This window comes from Flavobacterium rivuli WB 3.3-2 = DSM 21788 (assembly GCF_000378485.1).
Lineage (GTDB): Bacteria > Bacteroidota > Bacteroidia > Flavobacteriales > Flavobacteriaceae > Flavobacterium > Flavobacterium rivuli.
The window spans coordinates 72,343-92,720 of record NZ_KB899976.1; the positions used below are offsets into that span (position 1 = coordinate 72,343).

The 20,378-nt window shown below is 39.3% G+C and carries 20 protein-coding genes; 8 read left to right on the forward strand and 12 right to left on the reverse strand.

The annotated features are described in order from the left end of the window. The first annotated feature begins 26 nt into the window (after window positions 1–26). On the forward strand, window positions 27–1,658 hold the full coding sequence (gene groL, locus F565_RS0118660) for a chaperonin GroEL (protein WP_020214765.1): 1,632 nt from the start codon (window positions 27–29) through the stop codon (window positions 1,656–1,658). A gap of 284 nt (window positions 1,659–1,942) precedes the next feature. Here groL and F565_RS0118665 read toward each other — a convergent pair whose 3' ends face one another. Next, window positions 1,943–3,973, reverse strand: coding sequence for a M13 family metallopeptidase (locus tag F565_RS0118665; protein ID WP_020214766.1), 2,031 nt, complete (start codon window positions 3,971–3,973; stop codon window positions 1,943–1,945). 280 nt (window positions 3,974–4,253) lie between these two features. Here F565_RS0118665 and rplM point away from each other — a divergent pair, with 280 nt between their 5' ends. From rplM to tsf, 4 genes are all read left to right on the forward strand, one after another. Continuing rightward, the gene (rplM, locus tag F565_RS0118670) at window positions 4,254–4,709 is read left to right on the forward strand and encodes a 50S ribosomal protein L13 (RefSeq protein WP_020214767.1); all 456 of its coding nucleotides are present in this window, start codon (window positions 4,254–4,256) and stop codon (window positions 4,707–4,709) included. Between the two features lies 1 nt (window position 4,710). Beyond that, entirely contained in the window at window positions 4,711–5,097 is a 387-nt protein-coding gene (rpsI, locus tag F565_RS0118675; RefSeq protein ID WP_020214768.1) for a 30S ribosomal protein S9, read from the forward strand. A 173-nt stretch (window positions 5,098–5,270) separates the two neighbouring features. Further along, entirely contained in the window at window positions 5,271–6,086 is an 816-nt protein-coding gene (gene rpsB / locus F565_RS0118680; RefSeq protein ID WP_020214769.1) for a 30S ribosomal protein S2, read from the forward strand. 106 nt (window positions 6,087–6,192) lie between these two features. Continuing rightward, window positions 6,193–7,017 (forward strand): translation elongation factor Ts, encoded by an 825-nt coding sequence (gene tsf / locus F565_RS0118685; protein WP_020214770.1) that lies wholly within the window; start codon window positions 6,193–6,195, stop codon window positions 7,015–7,017. Between the two features lie 94 nt (window positions 7,018–7,111). Here tsf and F565_RS0118690 read toward each other — a convergent pair whose 3' ends face one another. The 8 genes from F565_RS0118690 to F565_RS0118725 all read right to left on the reverse strand — a co-directional run bounded on the left by F565_RS0118690 (window position 7,112) and on the right by F565_RS0118725 (window position 14,948). Next, on the reverse strand, window positions 7,112–10,810 hold the full coding sequence (locus F565_RS0118690) for a TraB/GumN family protein (protein WP_020214771.1): 3,699 nt from the start codon (window positions 10,808–10,810) through the stop codon (window positions 7,112–7,114). A gap of 139 nt (window positions 10,811–10,949) precedes the next feature. Then, entirely contained in the window at window positions 10,950–11,597 is a 648-nt protein-coding gene (locus F565_RS0118695; protein ID WP_020214772.1) for a queuosine precursor transporter, read from the reverse strand. A gap of 60 nt (window positions 11,598–11,657) precedes the next feature. Beyond that, the gene (locus F565_RS0118700) at window positions 11,658–12,170 is read right to left on the reverse strand and encodes a hypothetical protein (RefSeq protein ID WP_020214773.1); all 513 of its coding nucleotides are present in this window, start codon (window positions 12,168–12,170) and stop codon (window positions 11,658–11,660) included. Beyond that, a complete protein-coding gene (locus tag F565_RS0118705; RefSeq protein WP_035642598.1) occupies window positions 12,151–12,393 on the reverse strand; it encodes a hypothetical protein in 243 nt (80 codons plus the stop codon). The genes F565_RS0118700 and F565_RS0118705 overlap by 20 nt, the downstream gene beginning before the upstream one ends. 41 nt (window positions 12,394–12,434) lie before the next feature. Next, complete coding sequence (locus F565_RS0118710) at window positions 12,435–12,893, reverse strand: RES family NAD+ phosphorylase (protein WP_020214775.1); 459 nt, start codon at window positions 12,891–12,893, stop codon at window positions 12,435–12,437. Further along, the gene (parS, locus tag F565_RS0118715; protein WP_020214776.1) at window positions 12,893–13,390 is read right to left on the reverse strand and encodes a type II RES/Xre toxin-antitoxin system antitoxin; all 498 of its coding nucleotides are present in this window, start codon (window positions 13,388–13,390) and stop codon (window positions 12,893–12,895) included. The genes F565_RS0118710 and parS overlap by 1 nt, the downstream gene beginning before the upstream one ends. 180 nt (window positions 13,391–13,570) lie before the next feature. Continuing rightward, entirely contained in the window at window positions 13,571–14,008 is a 438-nt protein-coding gene (locus F565_RS0118720) for a DUF3127 domain-containing protein (RefSeq protein ID WP_020214777.1), read from the reverse strand. 55 nt (window positions 14,009–14,063) lie between these two features. Next, the gene (locus F565_RS0118725; protein WP_020214778.1) at window positions 14,064–14,948 is read right to left on the reverse strand and encodes a flavin reductase family protein; all 885 of its coding nucleotides are present in this window, start codon (window positions 14,946–14,948) and stop codon (window positions 14,064–14,066) included. Between the two features lie 218 nt (window positions 14,949–15,166). On the opposite strand from F565_RS0118725, the gene F565_RS0118730 reads away from it, so the two are divergent. Next, a complete protein-coding gene (locus tag F565_RS0118730; RefSeq protein WP_020214779.1) occupies window positions 15,167–16,324 on the forward strand; it encodes a sensor histidine kinase in 1,158 nt (385 codons plus the stop codon). A 47-nt stretch (window positions 16,325–16,371) separates the two neighbouring features. Here the strand turns inward: F565_RS0118730 and F565_RS0118735 are convergent, their stop codons facing one another. The 3 genes from F565_RS0118735 to greA all read right to left on the reverse strand — a co-directional run bounded on the left by F565_RS0118735 (window position 16,372) and on the right by greA (window position 19,172). After that, window positions 16,372–18,150, reverse strand: coding sequence for a zinc-dependent metalloprotease (locus F565_RS0118735; protein WP_020214780.1), 1,779 nt, complete (start codon window positions 18,148–18,150; stop codon window positions 16,372–16,374). A 139-nt stretch (window positions 18,151–18,289) separates the two neighbouring features. After that, complete coding sequence (locus F565_RS0118740) at window positions 18,290–18,679, reverse strand: HIT family protein (protein WP_020214781.1); 390 nt, start codon at window positions 18,677–18,679, stop codon at window positions 18,290–18,292. Window positions 18,680–18,695: 16 nt separating this feature from the next. Next, window positions 18,696–19,172, reverse strand: coding sequence for a transcription elongation factor GreA (greA, locus tag F565_RS0118745; protein WP_020214782.1), 477 nt, complete (start codon window positions 19,170–19,172; stop codon window positions 18,696–18,698). Window positions 19,173–19,336: 164 nt separating this feature from the next. On the opposite strand from greA, the gene F565_RS0118750 reads away from it, so the two are divergent. Then, window positions 19,337–19,765, forward strand: a complete 429-nt coding sequence (locus tag F565_RS0118750; protein WP_020214783.1) for a Rieske (2Fe-2S) protein — start codon at window positions 19,337–19,339, stop codon at window positions 19,763–19,765. Window position 19,766: 1 nt separating this feature from the next. After that, window positions 19,767–20,243, forward strand: coding sequence for an SRPBCC family protein (locus tag F565_RS0118755; protein WP_020214784.1), 477 nt, complete (start codon window positions 19,767–19,769; stop codon window positions 20,241–20,243). The last annotated feature ends 135 nt before the right edge of the window (window positions 20,244–20,378 follow it).

The following is a 20,378-nucleotide window of genomic DNA, read 5'->3' on the forward strand; positions in this document are numbered from 1 at the left end:
ATAGTTAAAAAAAATATACCATTATCATGGCAAAAGAGATAAAATTTGATATTGAAGCACGCGACGGCCTAAAACGCGGTGTAGATGCATTGGCAAATGCAGTAAAAGTAACCCTTGGCCCTAAAGGCCGTAATGTAATCATCAGCAAATCTTTTGGCGGCCCTACCGTTACTAAAGACGGTGTATCTGTAGCTAAAGAAATTGAGCTTAAAGACACTCTTGAAAACATGGGTGCACAAATGGTTAAAGAAGTAGCCTCTAAAACCAACGACCTTGCCGGAGACGGTACTACAACAGCTACCGTGCTTGCACAGGCTATTGTAAAAGAAGGCCTTAAAAACGTTGCTGCAGGTGCTAACCCTATGGACCTTAAGCGCGGTATAGACAAAGCTGTTGAGGCTATTGTTGCCGACCTTTCTAAACAAGCAAAAGTTGTAGGATCTGACAGCGAAAAAATAAAACAAATAGCATCTATATCTGCTAATAACGACGAAACTATTGGCGAACTTATCGCTACTGCTTTTGGCAAAGTAGGTAAAGAAGGTGTTATTACTGTAGAAGAAGCTAAAGGAACAGATACTTATGTAGATGTTGTAGAGGGTATGCAGTTTGACCGCGGTTACCTATCTGCTTACTTTGTTACAAACTCTGAAAAAATGGAGGCCGAACTTGAGAGGCCTTACATTTTGTTATACGACAAAAAAGTATCGTCTATGAAAGACCTGCTTCCTGTTCTTGAACCGGTTGCACAGTCTGGAAAACCATTACTTATTATTGCCGAAGATGTGGATGGCGAAGCCCTTGCTACTCTTGTGGTAAACAAATTAAGGGGTGCCCTTAAAATTGCTGCTGTTAAAGCTCCAGGCTTTGGCGACAGGAGAAAAGCACTTCTTGAAGATATTGCTATCCTTACAGGTGGTACTGTAATTGCTGAAGAAAGAGGTTACACACTTGAAAACACTACGCTTGATATGCTTGGTACGTGCGAGAAAGTTGTGATAGATAAAGACAACACTACTCTTGTAAACGGCGCAGGCGATCCTGAAGCTATAAAAATACGCATCAGCCAGATTAAAGCACAGATGGAAACTACAACATCTGACTATGATAAAGAAAAATTACAGGAGCGCCTTGCTAAACTTGCAGGTGGCGTTGCCGTTCTTTATGTAGGTGCTGCATCTGAAGTTGAAATGAAAGAGAAAAAAGACCGCGTAGATGATGCATTGCACGCTACAAGGGCTGCTGTAGAAGAAGGTATTGTTGCAGGTGGTGGTGTCGCACTACTTAGGGCTAAAGGTGCTCTTGCAGCCCTTACACCAGAAAATGCAGATGAGGCTACAGGTATCCAGATAATATCACGTGCTGTAGAGTCTCCATTAAGGACGATCGTAGAGAATGCAGGCCTTGAAGGATCTGTAGTAGTTGCAAAAGTTGCTGAAGGTACTGGCGATTTTGGTTACAATGCTAAAACAGACGAGTATGTAGATATGCTTGCTGCAGGTATTATAGACCCTAAAAAAGTTACCCGTGTAGCTTTAGAGAATGCAGCATCTGTAGCAGGTATGATATTAACTACAGAATGTGCACTTATAGAAATTAAAGAAGACAATGCCGGCGGCGGTATGCCAATGGGCGGCGGTATGCCGGGTATGATGTAATTTACATTTTACAATATATTTTTACTAAGGAGCGTTTTATACGCTCCTTTTTTAATGAACCCGTCTTGACTTTTTTGATTGAAGCGAAAAACAGAGATTTTTGTTTCAGATTTTGGCTTTTTTGCAGTGCATAGCAGTGCTACGGAATAATAAAACAGGTAAAATATGGAGCGAAAAGATCATTTTGCAGCCAATTGAAAAAAGTCAAGATGAGTTCAATTAATAGTGTATAAAAAAAGGGGTTTTAAAACCCCTTTTTTTATACACTATTAAAGATAACACCTTTACCATATAACAACCCGTAAGCTATCAGGCTGATACATTTTGTTACCGGGCTTAACATTAAAGGCATTATAAAATTCAGGCATGTTAGCCACAGGCCCGTTAATGCGGTATTTTGCCGGCGCATGCACATCGGTCATTATTTGCTGTGCCAGCGATTCGTTTTTAATATTAACCATCCAGGCATAAGCATATCCTAAAAAGTAACGCTGCAATGGTGTAAGTCCACTTATCTTTTCTCCTGATTTATATTGCTCCGTCTTTTTAAATGCTTCCAGCCCCATAACCACACCGCCTAAATCGGCAATGTTTTCTCCCTGCGTGGCATCGCCGTTTACAAATTTACCGGGCAAGGCTTCAAACGAGTTAAACTGCGCCACTATACGTTTTGTTTTCTCTGTAAATTTAGTAAGGTCTTCGGCAGTCCACCAGTTATTAAGGTTACCGTTTTCGTCATACTGGCTGCCCTGGTCGTCGAACCCGTGGGTAATCTCATGCCCAAAAACAGACCCTCCTATTATGCCATACAAAATAGCATCATCCGGCAGGCGGCCTTCAAACCCGGGAACAAGGATGTTGCAGGCAGGCACTACGATCTCGTTATTACTTGGGTTGTAATAAGCGTTATAGGTTTGCGGCGTCATGCTCCACTCTGTACGGTCTACAGGCTTACCAAATTTAGATACCATGTAGTTGTACTTCCATTTATCTACTTCTAATACATTAGCACAATATGAAGAGCCTATGCTTACGCTGCTCATGTCTTTCCACTTGTCAGGATAACCCACCTTCATAATAATCTTACTCAGCTTAAGCAGGGCTTTTTTCTTGGTAGCCTCGCTCATCCAGTCCAGTTTTTTAATATGGTCTGCATAAACAGCATTAATGTTTTTGCCTATTTCTATTAGTTTCTCTTTAGAACCTTTAGGCAAATAATCCTTAACATACACCTCACCTATGAGCTCGCCAAGAGAGCCGTTAGTTTGCTCCACAACTTTTTTCCAGCGCGGCTTTTGTTTAGCAACACCGCTCATAACCGTAGCATAAAAGTGGAAATTTTGGTCACCAATGCTTTTATTAAGGTAAGAAGCATTGGTATTTATAAGATTAAACTTTAAATATTTTTTCCAGCTTTCTATGGGATAACTCTTAACCATATCATTTAAAGCAGCAAAAAATTCGGGCTGACCAACTATTAAGGTATCTGCCTTAGCAATACCTAACGATGGCAATACCTGCACCCAGTTAATATTAGGAGTAGCAACACTAAACTGTGCCACACTCATTTTGTTGTAATTTTTAATGGGGTCGCGCAGTGCTTCAAGCTTACGCGATGCTTTTGCAAGGCCTGTTTCCAGTTGCATTATGGCAGCAGCATCTTGCGAGGCGGTAGCGCTTCCGCTAAGTTTAGCCAGCTCCTCTATGTACTTTAAATATTCTGTGCGAATTGTAACTGTTTCCTTATCGGTATTAAAATAGTAATCGCGGTTACCCATACCTAAACCACCCTGATAAAAAATGAGCGCATACTTAGTACTTATTTTATCATCCTGATTTACACCAAATGCAAATGAGGGGTTAGCGCCCAGCGTATGCAGGTAACCTATGGTTGTCATTAACGAAGATGCATCGGTTATAGCATCTATACGCTTTAGAGGGTCGGCAAGTGGTGTAAGCCCGGCTTTCTCAATAGCGATGGTATCCATGCCGGACGCATAGAAGCTGCCTATTTTTTGTTGGTTACTGCCTTTTGGGGCTTTACTGTCTTTCGCAGCGTTTTCGCAGATGCTTTTTACCTGGGCATTTATAGTATCCTGAATGGTGCGGAATATCCCATTACTGCGCTCGCTATCGGGTATCGGGTTCTTTTTAAACCAGCCGCCATTAGCATACAGGAAAAAATCATCAGATGGGTTAACGGTTGTATCGCGGTTTGTTGCCAGCGGATCGCTAAATGTTGTTTCTTTTTTTGTACAGCTTGTTATAAAAGCTGCAGATAGCGCTATTAGCGACAATTTATGTATGGTGCGCATAAGTATATATTAGGAGTTACAAAATCAAAGGTATTATTTTATTTTGGATTGGCAGGATCGTGTGCTTTGCGACTCTTTTATAATATATAAAGACGCAAAACATTACTTCGTTGCATAAAACCGTTGCGTTACCGGCAATTTATAACTATTTTTACCCCACTGCACTACAAAAAATTACCCTGTTAAGAATAATTTTTATAGTTATTTGAATTTCTAATAAATAATTGTACTTTTGCATCCCCTTTATTGGGGATGGAATGTTTAATTAAAATTATTTATTGTGAACACATTAAGCTACAAAACAGTTTCGGCTAACAAAGCCACTGCTCGCAAAGAGTGGGTTGTTGTTGATGCTGAAGGTCATAATCTGGGCCGTTTTGCTTCTAAAGTTGCGATGCTTTTAAGAGGTAAATACAAAACAAATTATACCCCGCACGTTGACTGTGGAGATAACGTTGTTGTTATCAACGCAGAAAAGATTAACCTAACAGGTAACAAACTGGATGACAAAACGTACATTCGCCACACAGGTTACCCAGGAGGACAAAGGACTCTTACTGCTAAAGTATTACAGGCAAAAAACCCTGCAATCTTAGTAGAGAAAGCCGTAAAAGGTATGCTACCTAAAAACAAATTAGGCGCGCAACTTTTCCGCAATTTAAATGTATATGTAGGATCTGAGCACAAACATGATGCACAGGCTCCTAAAACCGTTAACTTAAACGACTTAAAGTAAGATGGCAACTATCCACAAAATTGGCAGGAGAAAAACTGCTGTTGCCCGTATTTACCTGAGCGAAGGTTCTGGTGTTATTACGGTTAACAAAAAAGACATTGCAGTTTATTTTCCTACTGCAACTTTACAGTACAAAGTAAGGCAACCACTTAGCATGACAAGCAACGTTGAAAATTTTGACGTTAAAGTTAATGTTTACGGTGGGGGTATTACAGGACAGGCAGAAGCTGTGAGAATGGCTATTGCACGTGCTATGTGCGAAGTTGATGCTGAAAACAGAGGCATCCTTAAACCAGAAGGATTACTAACAAGGGATCCACGTATGGTAGAACGTAAGAAATTTGGCCAGAAAAAAGCCCGTAAGAGATTCCAGTTCTCTAAACGTTAATATTTCGATTGTCCTGAGCTATGCGACGGATTTATTATTATTACAATTAAAAAACCAAGTTGTTGTTGCCCCGCCGAGGCGTGGGGTTAGTTTAGCATCTAAATGGTTAGGGCCAGCCACTGTGCGCCACCTAAACATTGATCTTACTCAACAGAACGTAAACTATTACAAAGATGGCAAATAAAGTAGAAGTTAAAGACTTACTGGAAGCAGGTGTACACTTTGGACACATGACCAGAAAATGGGACCCAAACATGGCCCCTTACATATACATGGAGCGTAATGGTATACACATTATCAACCTGTATAAAACTGCAGCTAAAATAGAAGAGGCTAACGAAGCCCTTAAAAAAATTGCTGCTTCAGGCAGGAAAATACTATTTGTTGCTACTAAAAAACAAGCAAAAGATATCGTTGCAGAAAAAGCAGCGGCAGCTAATATGCCATACATTACCGAAAGGTGGCCTGGTGGTATGCTTACTAACTTCGTTACTATCCGTAAAGCCGTTAAAAAAATGGCTTCTATTGATAAAATGAAGAAAGACGGTACATTTATGACACTTTCTAAGAAAGAGCGTCTTCAGGTAGATCGTCTTCGTGCTAAGCTTGAAAAAAACCTTGGTTCTATTGCTGACATGACAAGGCTTCCGGCTGCGTTATTCATCGTAGATATCAAGGCAGAACACATCGCAGTAAAAGAAGCTCAAAAATTAAACATTCCGGTTTTCGCAATGGTAGATACAAACTCTGACCCAAGAGAGGTGGATTATGTAATACCTGCAAATGATGATGCTTCTAAATCAATAGACAAAATTTTATCTTTAGTTACAGGTGCCGTTATTGATGGCCTTGCTGACAGGAAATCTGACAAAGATGACTTTCAGGACCAGCCAGCTGGCGAAGAAGATGCTGTAGAAGCAACTCCTGCCGCTCCAGTTGCAGCTGTAGAAGCTCCGGCTGCTACAGAGGCTCCGGCTACTGAAGAATAAAGATAACATTACATTAAAGCCGTTGTGCCGGGTGATGTTTACTTTTGTGGCATTATCTACATAACGGCTTTACTTTTTTTTACAAACTATATAAAAACAACTTAAGATGGCAAATATTACTGCTGCAGACGTAAATAAACTAAGAACCATTACCGGTGCCGGTATGATGGATTGCAAAAAAGCGCTTGTTGAAGCCGAAGGCGATTTTGACAAAGCTATTGAAAACCTACGTAAAAAAGGACAAAAAGTAGCTGCTAACAGAGCTGACCGTGAATCATCTGAAGGTGCGGTTCTTGCTGTTGTTAACGCTGACAAAACAGAAGGTGTTGTAATCTCTGTTAACTGTGAGACTGACTTTGTTGCTAAAAACGAATCTTACGTTAAACTTGCTACAGATATCGCTAACCTTGCCCTTAACTACAAAACTAAAGAAGAACTTCTTGCTGCTGATTACAACGGCATCACTGTAGAAGAGAAACTTATTGAGCAGACGGGTGTTATTGGTGAAAAAATCGAGATTGGCGCTTTTGAAAGACTTGAAGGTGCTTTTGTAGGTTCTTACATTCACGCCGGTAACAGGATAGCTACTCTTGTAGCTCTTTCTGCTAACGTAGAAGGTGCTGAAGAAGCTGCACGTAACGTTGCTATGCAGGCTGCTGCAATGGCTCCTATTGCTCTTAACGAGGAAGGTGTAGACTCTGCAGTTATCGAAAAAGAAATCGAGATCGCTAAAGATTTACTTCGTCAGGAAGGCAAACCAGAGGCTATGCTTGATAATATTGCTAAAGGTAAATTAGGCCGTTTCTTTAAAGACAATACTCTTGTTAACCAGGATTATATTAAAGATGGTAAACTTAGCGTAAGCGAGTACATAAAATCAGTAGATTCTGCTTTAACTGTTACAGGTTTTAAAAGGGTTGCTCTTGCATAAGTAAACGCAAACACATATATAAGAAAACCCCGTACCTTTTAGGTTACGGGGTTTTTTATTGCTTAATAATTTCGGGAATCATGTAAATCTATACCTAATCAATGTCCGGCAAACCCTCTTCATAATCGTCGCTACCTTTACCAAAGGTTGCCCTGTAGTTGCCGGCATTAACCGTGGCATCTATCATTTCATTTTTATATTTCTCAATATTTTCATTTCCAAGGAGCCACCTGTTGCCTACACTTTTATAAGCTGCCGGCATAATTCTGTCTCCTTTATTTATAAATGCCATAGCAGCCAGCCTTTCGCGGTTAAAGCTGTCATAGTTACCTTCGCTTTTTCTTACAATCTTATAAAAGTAAAAGCTTACAGTGTTGCCATGTAGTTGCGCCGTGCGCTTTTCTAAAAAAGTAACCATTTCTTTTTTTGCATCAATATTAGTAACCGTTATAAGCGCCGATGTAGCCAGTTGCTCATCAGTTACATCTTTGAGTATTCCTGTTTCGTTTATCTCTGTAAGAAGCTTTTGTATGTTAAACAAAGTTTTAGGGTCAGCCAAAAGCTTTTTAATCTCTTCATCATTGGCACTGCCTCTCTTTATATCCAGTGTTGCTAACTCAAGATTGGTATCAGCCTGGTCTAACGCTTTTATTGTTTCAAACACCTTAGCTACTTCCCTGTCACTTTTAAACGGATATAAAAGCTCCATGTAGTTTATAAGGTATTCGTTGCCATACATACGGGAGCGTGTGTAATCTTCCTGCCCTGTTTCGGCATTTGCCTTGCGGCTTTTAGTGCGCTTAATCTCAAGGCGGGTATTGGTAAGCAGCATTTTTTTATAACTCTTAAGCTTATTAGGCTTAATGGCATCTTTTTCTAAAAGCCTTGCAGTAAAATCTACAATAGGCTCATGATACTCCGGTACGCTATAGTACTGCAATATATCCGGGAACAATAATGCGCTGTGCTCTGTATCTAACCCAAAATCCCTGAAAAGACCGGCTACTTCATAGTTGCTGTCAGACACCGGCAGGTCATATTCCAACAGTTCTTTAATCTTTTTATACGCCGCATCGCTCTTAAAAGTGGTGAGGGCTTCAAGCACCGCAAACTGTATTATGGTATTGCTGCCCTCGCGCTTGTACTGCTGCTCAAAAAAAGGTATTACAGCAGGATCTTTAAGTCCGCCAAGCTTAGTGTATAAATCGGTAAGTGCATTCGTTTCTTCGGCAGTAAAATCAAAACTGCTTATAAAATCCTGTAAAGCAATGCGGTCATTCTTGGTTATTTTAAGCTGGTGTATAGATTGCAGCGCGCTATAGCGAATACTGTCGTGCTCGCTACGGGCATCCTCTATAAACAACTGCAGGCGATTATCTGGCAGCCTAACAGCTTTTGGGTTATCCTGTATTTTAAAAGAAGTAAAGAGTTTCTCAATGGCAGGGCTTTCACCCTTATAATCTTTATCTACAAGGGTACTTACCATATAACTTATACCGTCCTTATACATTGCCTTAAATTTTATAGCCTGTATACTATTATCGGCAACAGCCATACCCTCATAACTTTCTATGCCGTTATCATTGCCCTTCTTTTCGTTAACAATCTTTATTTTTCGCGATTTTTTATTAAGTAATTTGTCCCACAACAAAGAGCCCGATCCTGAATTATCTTCGTAATCATCAGCGTCTACTACTGTTGTAACAGCATCATCACTATAACTATGACCGGCATCAGAATCGTCTTCTTCGGTTATGTACTTTTTAAAATCGTTCCATAACGAATCGACACTCACTATAGAATGGTACCTGTGATAATTGTGGTGAAACACATCTGCCTGTTGGCCCGATGGTAAAGTAAACTGTCGTGTACCATAAGTATCTTTAAAATTATTTACTTTTTCTTCATCATCATAAAATCGCTCCGAAAACTCATTATTTCTTTCAAAATCCAGTTTTTCATTAGCCGCTTTAGGTATAGCAATGCTGTAATGCGCAACAGTATCTGTAAAAGTGCGGTATTCGGTATTCTCATTAGCAGGTGCAAAAGTAAATGATGCAAAGAATTTATTGGCATCACTATCAGTGGCTCCAACTGTACCTAACAGGTAATATTTAACCCCTTTAATAACCGATTTTAGTTGTATTTTTTTACTGCCTATTTTTGATTCAGATGTAAATGCTGCCGGATTAGACAATAGTTTTGTTTGCGTAGAATCGATATCAAGCTGTTTATAAAACTCGTACTGAATACGTTTCATTTCAAAATTAGTATCCTCCAGGTTTTCATTTTCGGTAAGCGTATTCTCTAACACAAAATAAGCCGATTTACCTGCGGGATCGTAGGCGTAAACTGCGGCATCCTGAACAGTTTTAGCTTTTTTGTCTTCGCCATATACAACCCGGTATGCCGGCATTTGCACATTAAATCCGCCTTTGGCTGGTAAAAATGTATTATATGCCGTTGTTACCGGTTTTACACTGATGTTATTAAACACCTCATTCTCAAAACGACTTACGTAGTTTTTTTCACCCGCCATGCTTACCGCAATAACCTCCAGCGGAGAAACGTAATAACGGTAACGCTGCAGGTTACCTGTTTTGGTTATATTTTTAATATCGTATACATAATAGCCATCCTGTGCATATTGCTTTTTATCTGTAATCTTGCCCGGAATGTTCTCATAAAAAAGGCTGTCGAGTGTCCGATGGTCAAACGCCCTGTTGTTTTTATTAAGGAAGTCTTTTAGCAATAGTCTTTTCACATTAATATATCCACCATTGGCAAGGTCTGGCGACTGTATATTTTGCTGGTTTTCTATAACTGCATTACTAAACAGCGGCAGCGATATCACCCCGTCTGCGGTAGTATATTTGGTAAATCCGGGTTTTATAAAAAATGCCTCTATCATTTCTTTTTTAGCTTTGCCGGCATTAGTATAACTGTCTTTTACAGGCTGTACGTTATAGCCTTTAGCACGAAGCATTTCTATAATACCGTTTTTACCCGGTAGGTGGGCCGCACCCACTGCAGCAAAAAGACTGCCTGTTTTAACAAGCGAATCTATAGAGTGTACCATTACCACATTACGGTCATACAACAATGTTTTAAGGTACGTTCCGGATGATGCCAGCGAGGTAAGCGAATCGAGCATATCAAGGTCCTTATCGCGGTAATAGTTCATTAACGCCTCCTGATAGCTGGTGTTTTTAATTATTTTTTGCAGGGCTGCTATGTTTTCCTCACGCGGTTTCATGGCCCTGTAATCTATATTCATAACATTAAGCAGGGATGTTTTTGTGTCTTCCAGCCCAACGGTCTTTTTTTGGTATTTGCGGCCGGTACGGTAAATGAACATATCCAGATACGTTTCCTCCTGATACTCCTTTTGGGTTTCATCTGTACGGAAAAGCAGGTTGTTTATGGTAAAATTACCGGTGCGGAACAGCGGGTATAAATTTTCTTTGGCAGCCGGTTCCATATAAAACCGCGCGTACAGCTTATTACTATTTCTGTAAGAGTTCCTGCTGCCCATAACACCCATAAGATCTATCCAGGTGCTGGGTTCGCTCTCATTGGCCACAATATCTGCAGCAAGGAGGCGCGTAAAAAATGCATCAGATAAATGATACGAAACCTTATCGCTTACATGCATAGAACCATACAGGTAAGAGCTTTTTTTAAGGCCATTGCCCGAAACCTCCCACAGCAGGCCCTGATATTTTTTTTCCTGCGAAAAAAGTGATGTAAACGTAACGAAAAACAGTAATGCCGAAATTTTTAAAATACGCATATTGAATGGTGTATATTCCAAATATAAGCTTTCTTTTGGGTATACAACCGCGTAATAAACTGTTTTTATTCTCGAAAAACACTATGCTATACCCTTTACATACTAATGCAGGAAAGAGATGTAATGTTTCAGCAAACGCTTATTTTTCGTGTATGTATTTTTCTATAAGGCCGTGGCCAAGGTAAATAACAGGTGTCATAACGATGGCAATAACAAGCTTAACACCATAACTTACCAAGGCAGATGCGATATAGGTATTAAAATCTATCTTTCCGGTGGCATAAAATGCGATGCCCCAAACAATAAATGTATCAAAAAACTGAGAAATTACCGTAGACCCTGTACTGCGCAGCCATATCATTTTTGCCCCGGTCTTGTTGCGCAAAAAATGAAATATGGTAACATCTATAGCCTGAGATGCTATAAAGGCAACAATACTGCCTATAATTATCCAGAGGCTTTGCCCAAACACGGCGTTAAACTGCCCGTCGGTTACAAAGCCCTTACCCTTAACAGCAGGTATTTGCAGTGCCAAATATAGTATTACAAAACAATACGTTATTAAGCCCGCGGTTATGAACGAAAGTTTATGTACTCCTTTTTGGCCAAAGTATTCGTTTATAAGATCAGTAGTAATAAAAACCACCGGCCATAACAAAACACTGATACTCATAATATAGGGGCCTATGTATATAAGCTTGCCACCGGTAAGTTCGGCAACGACGGCGTTAGTAATAAAAATTCCGGCAAGTATAAGGAACAGCGTGCTTTTACGGGTTTCGAACATGGTAATGGGAGTAAAAAGCAAAGGTAACAGATTTCATAAAAGACTATCTTATGAATGAAATTAACCTTTCAAATTTGCAAATGGATACTGATTATGTAATGCTTTAAATTTTTTTATGAGATCACTTTCAACTTTTGATGGATCAGAAATTTTATCTGGAAGTACTTTCCAACAAATTATTAAGTTTTGATTATTCGCTATTTGCCAAATATATCGTCCTCCTTTATGCGCCACAGCCTTGCTTTGTCCAAAATTGATGTATGTTTTTAACCTCTTTCTTAGCGTAGAATCACTCCATTTTTCCTTCCTAATCCCTCCGGCTTGGCCTATATATATAACAGATGATGTTTCAATCCACTTCTGAAGCAATATTTCGACACTAACATTTGGGTCTTCATGCTTAAAATATCCACCGCTGCCTCTTACTAAAAATGACACAATAGCTTCTGACTTCAAAACAAGATATACACCTCTTTCATTTGGTATCTGTGTGTAATCTTTTATTAAATCTGATATTTTTACAAAACCTTTAAATCCAAAAACCTTGAGTCCTTTAATTGTCCAGTCTTCCATTACTGAATTTTCTGTTTTCCTTAATTTCAGAAACTATCTCTTCAGCAGATTTTTCAGATGCAAAAGCACCAAAACTTTTATAAAAGTTATTTTCTTTTGATTTTGTGCCAACTGTTTTTAGGGATTTAGTAAGCCTTTCAATCAATTCAATTTTATTTAAATAGCTTAAGCCTTGAAATAAATTTGAATATGCTTCAAGTATATTTTTATCTGTGGCAGTCATTTCTTTTTTTATTTCAAATATAATCAAAAAACTATCTCTTATTACCTAAACATCCTCTGGTCGAAGGTAAACCTTTCTGTGCTTATAATTTTTATGCGCTTAAAGTCGGCATGGTTAGGGTTTATCAGTAAATTAAAATCCCCCTGCGTTACGGCCGATGGTATTTGCAGCACACAGTATTCATTCTCATAAATAAATGCATCGCCTATTGCCTGCGTCTCTACGGGGTGCGGAAAAGTATTCCAATTAAGCGGGAGTGCAGTTGTATTAATTTTTTGCAGTGAAACATCATCAGGGATATGCAATTGCATGATAACATAATCAGATGGCAACGTAGCAATTGACAGGTGAACAGCAACTTCTGCCATGGCAAGCGACCTGTTTGTAGCCGTATAAATAAGCTCTACCCCTATAGAATTCCATCGTGCGCCCTTAAGTGCAGCACCTTTACCAGATAGTACGTCAGCAAATTTTTCTCTTGATAACCTGTAGGCCTCCATTAAACTAAAATACCGTAATTTATCCGGGTTAACTCACTTATCACCATTTCCTTACCGTAAGAATCCATAAGCAGCTCCATAGGTTTAATACTGCCCAGGGCAAAACTTGGGGTATCAAGCCAAAGCTTAAATTTTTCCATATCGCCAAAAACATCCAGCCCCACATTTGTAACCTCTGCCATTTCTATAATCTTCTCAGAATGAATGGGTTTAAAATTTTTAGGACCTACTTTATAGCGTTGCAGCGTTTTAGTAGATATATCTAAAAAATGGGACCAGTTCTCTTCGCTAAACGGGGTAAAAGTCTGGATAAGCGAAAACAATGAGTAAGGCACACCCTCACGGATAACCTGTATCATTAATAATTTATTATTCAAAAAATCAGAATAAGTTACTCCCGTTGCAGGCACATGATAGTTATTAATACCAGAATGTTTAATAACATTAGATATTTCTTTATCAAGCTCCTGCCTTATATTGCGTTTAAGGGTTTTCATAATATTTACCTTTTAGACATTTGTCTGTAAATATAAGACAAATTTATTTTTCCTGAATTTTTATACTGTTAAATATTAGAAACAAAAAATCCCGTAAAGCCTAAGCCCACGGGAATATATTTTTTGAGATTTCACACTGCATTGCAAATCTGAAATCATCACTCTTAAATCTGAAATTTCTTAGAAAGGAAGATCGTCGTGCTCTTCTTCTTTATAGTTTGTAGCCGGCTCAAAAGCATCGCGTGCCTGTGGCGCTTGTGGCTGCTGCTGGTAACCACCGCCCTGAGGCTGTTGCTGGTAACCCTGAGGAGCCTGCTGCTGATAGCCCTGTTGTGGTGCATCTCCGGCTTTCTCTATTCTCCACCCCTGTATAGAGTTAAAGTATTTTGTTTCGCCTTGTGGGTTAACCCACTCCCTGCCTCTAAGGTTTATGGAAACTTTAACAGGCTCGCCCACACCGTAGTTGTTTAGCAGGTCGCATTTGTCCTGGGTAAACTCTATCATAATGTGTTGTGGGTACTGCTCATCGGTAGTAACTACCAATTCTCTCTTTCTAAAACCATTAGCACCAAAAGCTTTGGTTTCGTCAATCATCTTAATTCTTCCTGAAACTTCCATAATCGTATCTTTATTTATATTTTCTGCCGGTTAGTGGCAGCGATCGTTTACACTTTTATTTAAAATCTTTCTTTGCCAGCAATATCTTCCATGCATCGTTTACACGGTTAGCATCAAGATATTCTTTGGCTTTTTGTAGTTTTATATCTTCGTCATCAGCGCTTAAAACACCTTTCACCTCAAAACTCTGTTTTACAAATATATCAATTTCTTCGGTAGTAGGCAACGTTTGCGTGTTACCAAGTTTGCCAAGGTCGTTACCGTTAAATATCTTGCTTTCCTTTACAAATTTAGGTATAGCATCTACCCCAACGCCTAATGTGGTTAAAGGTTTTTCAACCTCAAATAACCCGTCTGCCGATCGTGAATACCAGTTGCCGCCAAGCCTCGATACCAGGTCTATTTTATGCTGGTCTATATTTCCGTTTGCATCCAGCACACTTTCATCAATATGCATTTTAAGCACTTCGCACAGCACAAGGTTTCCGGCACCGCCCTCTGCCCCAAGCGGAATAATATCGTTAACGCGGCACTCAAACTGTACCGGCGCTTCCTTTACCCTGAAGGGTTTTACAATATCGCTGGGCTGCATGGTAAAACCGGCCTTTTCAAACTCGTTTACCCCTAAGCCATACTCTGTACTGCTTAACGATGTTTGCTGTACCATGTTATAATTTACCACATTTATAACCACCTCGCGGTTAAGGTCGGCATTTAGCAGGGTGTGTTTTACCGTATTATCGCGTACCCTTCGCGAAGGCGAAAAAATAAGTATGGGCGGGTTACTGCTAAACAGGTTAAAAAAACTAAACGGCGAGAGGTTAGGCACTCCATTAGCATCTATAGTACTTGCTAAGGCTATAGGGCGCGGGCCTACGGCACTTTGCAGGTAGCCATGCAGTTGTGGTGTGGTAAGTTCTTTAGGGTCTATAGTAAGCATGCATGTGCTGGTTTAGGAGTACAAAGATACTTTTATACTTTATGCAGCAATACATTTTAACGAGGTTGTTAATAAATAAGCTATCAGGTTTAATTACAGTATAAAACGCTTTACATTTTTAACTTTTAAAGAGCCAATAAGTACCGTCGCTGCTGCGTTACTATAGCCACATGTTGTTATTATAAACTTTAGTATCTTTAAGCCTCAAATTATAGTGCATGCAAATTACAGATAAAAGGGCATTTACCCGTACAGTACTTATAGCAATCTCTTTCTCTATTGTAATATTTATTGTTTGGAACACGTACTACCTTTTCCAGATTTTTAAGACTGAGGAGCGTAACAAAATGGAGCTTTGGGCCAATGCCACAGAAGCAATGGGCAGCGATGAAAAAGTATGGGTAACCCTTAGCCAGATCATTAATAATAATAACACTATCCCTCTTATATTAACAGATTCTGAAGGAGTTATAAAGAAAGGAAGAAATATAGACGAGGATATAATAAAGGACGATGTTGTAAAAGACTCTATTAAGGCATACAAAATGCTAAAAGAGCTGGAAGTGGCAAATAACCGCATTGCTATTGAATATTTACCGGGCGAGTTTCAGTATGTTTATTACGGTAACTCTACCCTTCTTAATGTTTTAAAGTATTACCCTATAGCACTGGCACTTGTTATACTGCTCTTTGGCACCGTTATATATAACTTTTACCGCGCTACAAAAATGGGTGCGCAAAACAGGCTCTGGGCAGGTATGGCTAAGGAAACCGCACACCAGATAGGCACACCACTATCGTCTTTATTGGGGTGGATAGAAATTATGCGGGTAGACGACGTAGACCCCGTAACGATTGCCGAGGTTGAAAAAGATGTTATGCGCCTGCAAACCATTGCCGAACGCTTCTCTAAAATAGGATCTGAACCGGTGCTGGAAGAAAGGGATATCGTGGCCGAAACCGAGCGTTCGTTTGAATATTTAAAATCGAGGGCTTCTAAACAGGTAGAGTTTAGCTTTACCGCCCCCACCCATGTCATACCCATTATGCTTAACCCCGAGCTGCACAGCTGGACCATAGAAAACCTTGTAAAAAACGCCATAGACGCCATGAAAGGCAAAGGTAAGCTTGATGTGGTTATAGAAGAGAGAGAAAACATAGTGCGCATAAAGGTTTCAGATAGTGGTAAGGGAATCCCTAAAGCCCAATTCCGTAAAGTATTTGAGCCCGGCTTTACCACAAAAAAACGCGGTTGGGGCCTTGGCCTCTCGCTTACCCGCCGTATTGTAGAAGAATACCACAAGGGCAAAATAAAGGTTTTAACATCAGAAATTGGCAAGGGCACTACCATGCAGGCCAGTTTTAAAAGGGCATAAAAAAAGCGGGAAAGTGATTATCACGCTTTTTTATCTGTAAAATGTGCTTATTTCTTTATAACCTTTTTAGTAAATGTACCATTATCTGTAGTGGCTTTAACCATATATATACCGGCAGCAAGGCTATTCATGTTAACCTGTACCTCGCTGGTATTAAAGTCATTGTTAAACACTAACCTGCCATTAAGATCATATGCCTTAATATTGTGAATAATATCATTTGCAGATTTTACCTGAAAATTATCTTCAAAAGGGTTAGGATATATCGAAACATCTGCATTGTAAATGGGGTTATTTACAGATAAGTTATTTGTAAATGTCACCGCATAATCTTCTATTTGCCCGTATAAAGGTGGATTACACGAATTTATAGCGAAAAAAAAGTCTGAAATTACTCTCATACGCAAAGGGACATTTAACACAGCACTTCTTATCGGGGTAACATATTGCTCTGCAATAGAATAAGCAGGCTGATTGCTCACATTCATTACCAGCTCATTACCTTCATTAAACACACCATTATTATTAAAATCGATGTAGACTTTTATATTTTGCGCATTAGTACCAATACCTACAGACAGCAATGTTGCCGCGGTATTAGGAATAATCGTCGATATATTATATGAAATACAAGAATAATAATTGTAATCTATATAAAAATTATTCTGGCTTACTGTTCTTGCACCCGTATCATTACTAATTGACCCATAGTGTACTGAGCGTGGCCCAACACCATAATCATCTTCTAACTCTCCTGGATAAAAAGGGATGCACGCCTCTATAGGGCTTACAGGCGCAATGCTGTCATCGAGCGCTAAACCTCCTTTAGAATTAATTAAGGACCCTCTAAATCTTAATAATTGAGCGATAGCCCGTTCTGACTGTCCAGTGGTAAACTTATTTAACACATACCCATAATTCATTATGTTATTTTGTTCTCCATTATAGTTTGTACCAGAGCATTCATTAATGTCATTTGAGGTAGGCGCAGGATATGTATTAAGCATACTGCCAATAGCAGCTGTATCGCAAACCAGGTCATTATCTAATGTACAATCATCGTTAACAGGGCATTCACCGCCCTGCGCATCTGATCCATCAAAAACGTGGCGTAATCCTAAAGCATGGCCTATCTCATGTGCAGCTGTAATGCTTTGTGTATTTACACTCCTAACCGCTATATATGCACCGTCTATACTAAGTGATGTACCCGCATAATAAGCAAAGCCATCGGTAGGGCTGCCATTGTCTATAGTATTTACAATATAAATGTTATAAAAATATTCAGGGTTCCATCTCCTGTATGCCCTTAACTGATCTTGTGTAGCACCTTCGGTTAACTCACGCTGCAGGCCGTATTGCTGATACCCTGCAATGCCGGAACCATTTACTCTGGTAATACCATTAGTAGCATTACAATTAGCGTCTCTTTGTGCAAGTACTAAACGCACAGGTATTACAGCACTATCACTAAAGCCATTAACTGTAGACGCATATATATCATTAGTAAAATTTATCCAGTCCTGAATTTGTCCGTCCGATGGGTTATTTAAAGTACCCTCTTCTTCACCGTTATGAAATACATGCACAACTACAGGAATTTCATAAATGCCATTAACAAGACTTCTTTGCACGGCAGTGTTACCACTTTTAATATCTTCAGACAGTTGCTTATTAAAATCATTTATTTTAGCAGCAACGTCCGGATGCTCTAAAAGGTATTTACGGTTTACTTCGTCCGAAGCACAAAAGTTTGTCTGGGCGTTTAGCAAATTACACAATAGCACACAGGCAGGTATAATCAGTTTCTTTAATTGTAAATACATTTTTGTTGATGTTCTTAAATTCCAGCCAAAAGTATACTAACCGCAAACGATATACAATACCTATAGTTAGTGATTTTAACATCCTTACAATAATTTAATGTATAAAAAAGCCGGAAGTAAATTCCGGCTTTTTTATATTTTATAAATTAGCAGCTATTGCTTTTGCCAGCTCTTCAAACTCTCCTTTTTCAAGCTTTACCTTGTTTACAAACCTCATCTCGTCCATATCGTTAAGTGGAATAAGATGTACGTGTGCGTGCGGCACTTCCAGCCCTACAACGGCAACACCTACCCTTTTGCAGGGCACGGTTTTTTCTAATCCAATAGCCACTTTACGCGAAAACTGCATAAGCGCAAGATATTGGTCTTCGGGCATATCAAACAGTTTGTTTATTTCCTGCTTGGGTATGCAAAGCGTATGCCCCTTAGCATTAGGGTTTACATCTAAAAACGCCAGAAAATTGTCGTCTTCGGTTATTTTGTAAGCTGGTATTTCGCCGTTTATAATTTTTGTGAAGATAGTGCTCATAAAAAATTGATTAAAATTATGCCCTCGAAAGTTCTAAAACCTCAAATTTAAGCACACCGTTAGGCACATTAATTTCGGCAATCTCCCCAACAGATTTACCTAACAAACCTTTACCTATAGGCGATGTAACCGATATTTTACCTGTTTTAAGGTCGGCTTCGCTTTCGGCAACAAGCGTATAGGTCATTTCCATACCGTTTGCCTGGTTTTTTATTTTTACAGTAGAGAGTACCAGTGCTTTAGAGGTATCTAATTGCGACTCATCTATAAGGCGCGCGTTAGATACTACCTCTTCCATCTTAGATATTTTTAACTCTAAAAGGCCTTGTGCTTCCTTAGCTGCATCATATTCTGCATTTTCACTAAGATCTCCCTTATCCCTTGCTTCTGCAATAGCCTGGCTGGCTTTAGGGCGTTCTATACTCTTTAGCTGATCCAGCTCATCCCTTAATTTTTTTAACCCTTCTGCTGTGTAGTAAGATACTGTACTCATAACTTCATCGTTTATATAAATAGAAAAAATCCCATCAGGACGGGATTTCTTTGTATGCAAAGATACATGTTTTTGTTAAATCAATTTTTAATAGTGCTTTTGCACATACCAAAGTTAATTAAATTAAATTTGTTTCATAATTTTTAGGTAAAAATTTAACCGCCATGAAAAAATATCTGACTCTCCTTTTAGCCCTTCCGTTTCTTTTATGCTGCAGTAAAGAAGAAGTGCGCAATAACAATCCTTATTTGCCCAACTATAATTTTGATTTCCCAATAGATATTAGTTTCCCAACGTATGATAACCTTCGGTACCCTACTAACCCTGTAGTAATTACTGCTGCCGGTGCCGGTATTAATGGCATTATTGTAATGTACACCGGAAGCGGATACGTAGCTTTCGAGAATACATGCCCCAATCATGAAATTAGCACCTGTTCTGTATTACAGCGAAACGGCATCCTTACGAAGTGTACCTGCGATGATATAGAGTACAGCCTTTTTGACGGGTCGCCTACCACCCCGGCAAGGTTTGGCCTTAAAGCATACCGTGTTCAGGTATTAAACAGCACCAACATAAGGGTGTATAATTAATATGCCTGTAATAAAATTGGTCACAACTATCAAGGCACCTATTGATGTGGTGTTTAACCTGTCCCGTAGCATAGACCTTCATAAAATATCTACTGCACAAACTAACGAAGAAGCTATTGCCGGTGTTACAAGCGGACTTATAAGCATGGGTGAAAGTGTAACCTGGCGGGCTAAACATTTGGGTATTACACAAAAGTTAACAAGCAAAATTACGGCATATAACTTTCCTTATTATTTTACCGATGAAATGGTTGCAGGCCCTTTTAAAAGCTTTAAGCACGAACACATTTTTAAAGAGGAAAACGATGTTGTAATAATGACCGATGTTTTTAGCTACAAAAGCCCGTTAGGTGTATTAGGCCACATTGCCGATGTGCTTTTTCTTGAAAAATATATGACAGCCCTATTAACTGAACGTAACCGCGTGGTAAAGCAATTTGCCGAGAACCCGGAGTTATATAAAAATTTAAACATCTGATAGTCCAAATATTTTTGTCACGCAAAGGCGCAGAGACGTAAAGTTTATATCTTAAATCAGTATTCCTTTCCAGGGGTACACCTGCATATTCATTCTCACTTTGCGCTTCTGCGTCTTTGCGTGACATTCTTCAAC

Coding starts and splice junctions, on each gene's coding strand:
- groL (WP_020214765.1), top strand. CDS start 27: ATGGCAAAAGAGATAAAATTTGATATTGAAGCACGCGACGGCCTAAAA.
- F565_RS0118710 (WP_020214775.1), bottom strand. CDS start 12,893: ATGGAGGCCTACAGGTTATCAAGAGAAAAATTTGCTGACGTACTATCT.
- F565_RS0118735 (WP_020214780.1), bottom strand. CDS start 18,150: ATGTATTTACAATTAAAGAAACTGATTATACCTGCCTGTGTGCTATTG.
- F565_RS0118730 (WP_020214779.1), top strand. CDS start 15,167: ATGCAAATTACAGATAAAAGGGCATTTACCCGTACAGTACTTATAGCA.
- tsf (WP_020214770.1), top strand. CDS start 6,193: ATGGCAAATATTACTGCTGCAGACGTAAATAAACTAAGAACCATTACC.
- F565_RS0118705 (WP_035642598.1), bottom strand. CDS start 12,393: ATGACTGCCACAGATAAAAATATACTTGAAGCATATTCAAATTTATTT.
- F565_RS0118750 (WP_020214783.1), top strand. CDS start 19,337: ATGAAAAAATATCTGACTCTCCTTTTAGCCCTTCCGTTTCTTTTATGC.
- parS (WP_020214776.1), bottom strand. CDS start 13,390: ATGAAAACCCTTAAACGCAATATAAGGCAGGAGCTTGATAAAGAAATA.
- F565_RS0118755 (WP_020214784.1), top strand. CDS start 19,767: ATGCCTGTAATAAAATTGGTCACAACTATCAAGGCACCTATTGATGTG.
- F565_RS0118700 (WP_020214773.1), bottom strand. CDS start 12,170: ATGGAAGACTGGACAATTAAAGGACTCAAGGTTTTTGGATTTAAAGGT.
- F565_RS0118665 (WP_020214766.1), bottom strand. CDS start 3,973: ATGCGCACCATACATAAATTGTCGCTAATAGCGCTATCTGCAGCTTTT.
- rpsI (WP_020214768.1), top strand. CDS start 4,711: ATGGCAACTATCCACAAAATTGGCAGGAGAAAAACTGCTGTTGCCCGT.
- rpsB (WP_020214769.1), top strand. CDS start 5,271: ATGGCAAATAAAGTAGAAGTTAAAGACTTACTGGAAGCAGGTGTACAC.
- F565_RS0118725 (WP_020214778.1), bottom strand. CDS start 14,948: ATGCTTACTATAGACCCTAAAGAACTTACCACACCACAACTGCATGGC.
- F565_RS0118740 (WP_020214781.1), bottom strand. CDS start 18,679: ATGAGCACTATCTTCACAAAAATTATAAACGGCGAAATACCAGCTTAC.
- F565_RS0118690 (WP_020214771.1), bottom strand. CDS start 10,810: ATGCGTATTTTAAAAATTTCGGCATTACTGTTTTTCGTTACGTTTACA.
- F565_RS0118720 (WP_020214777.1), bottom strand. CDS start 14,008: ATGGAAGTTTCAGGAAGAATTAAGATGATTGACGAAACCAAAGCTTTT.
- greA (WP_020214782.1), bottom strand. CDS start 19,172: ATGAGTACAGTATCTTACTACACAGCAGAAGGGTTAAAAAAATTAAGG.
- F565_RS0118695 (WP_020214772.1), bottom strand. CDS start 11,597: ATGTTCGAAACCCGTAAAAGCACGCTGTTCCTTATACTTGCCGGAATT.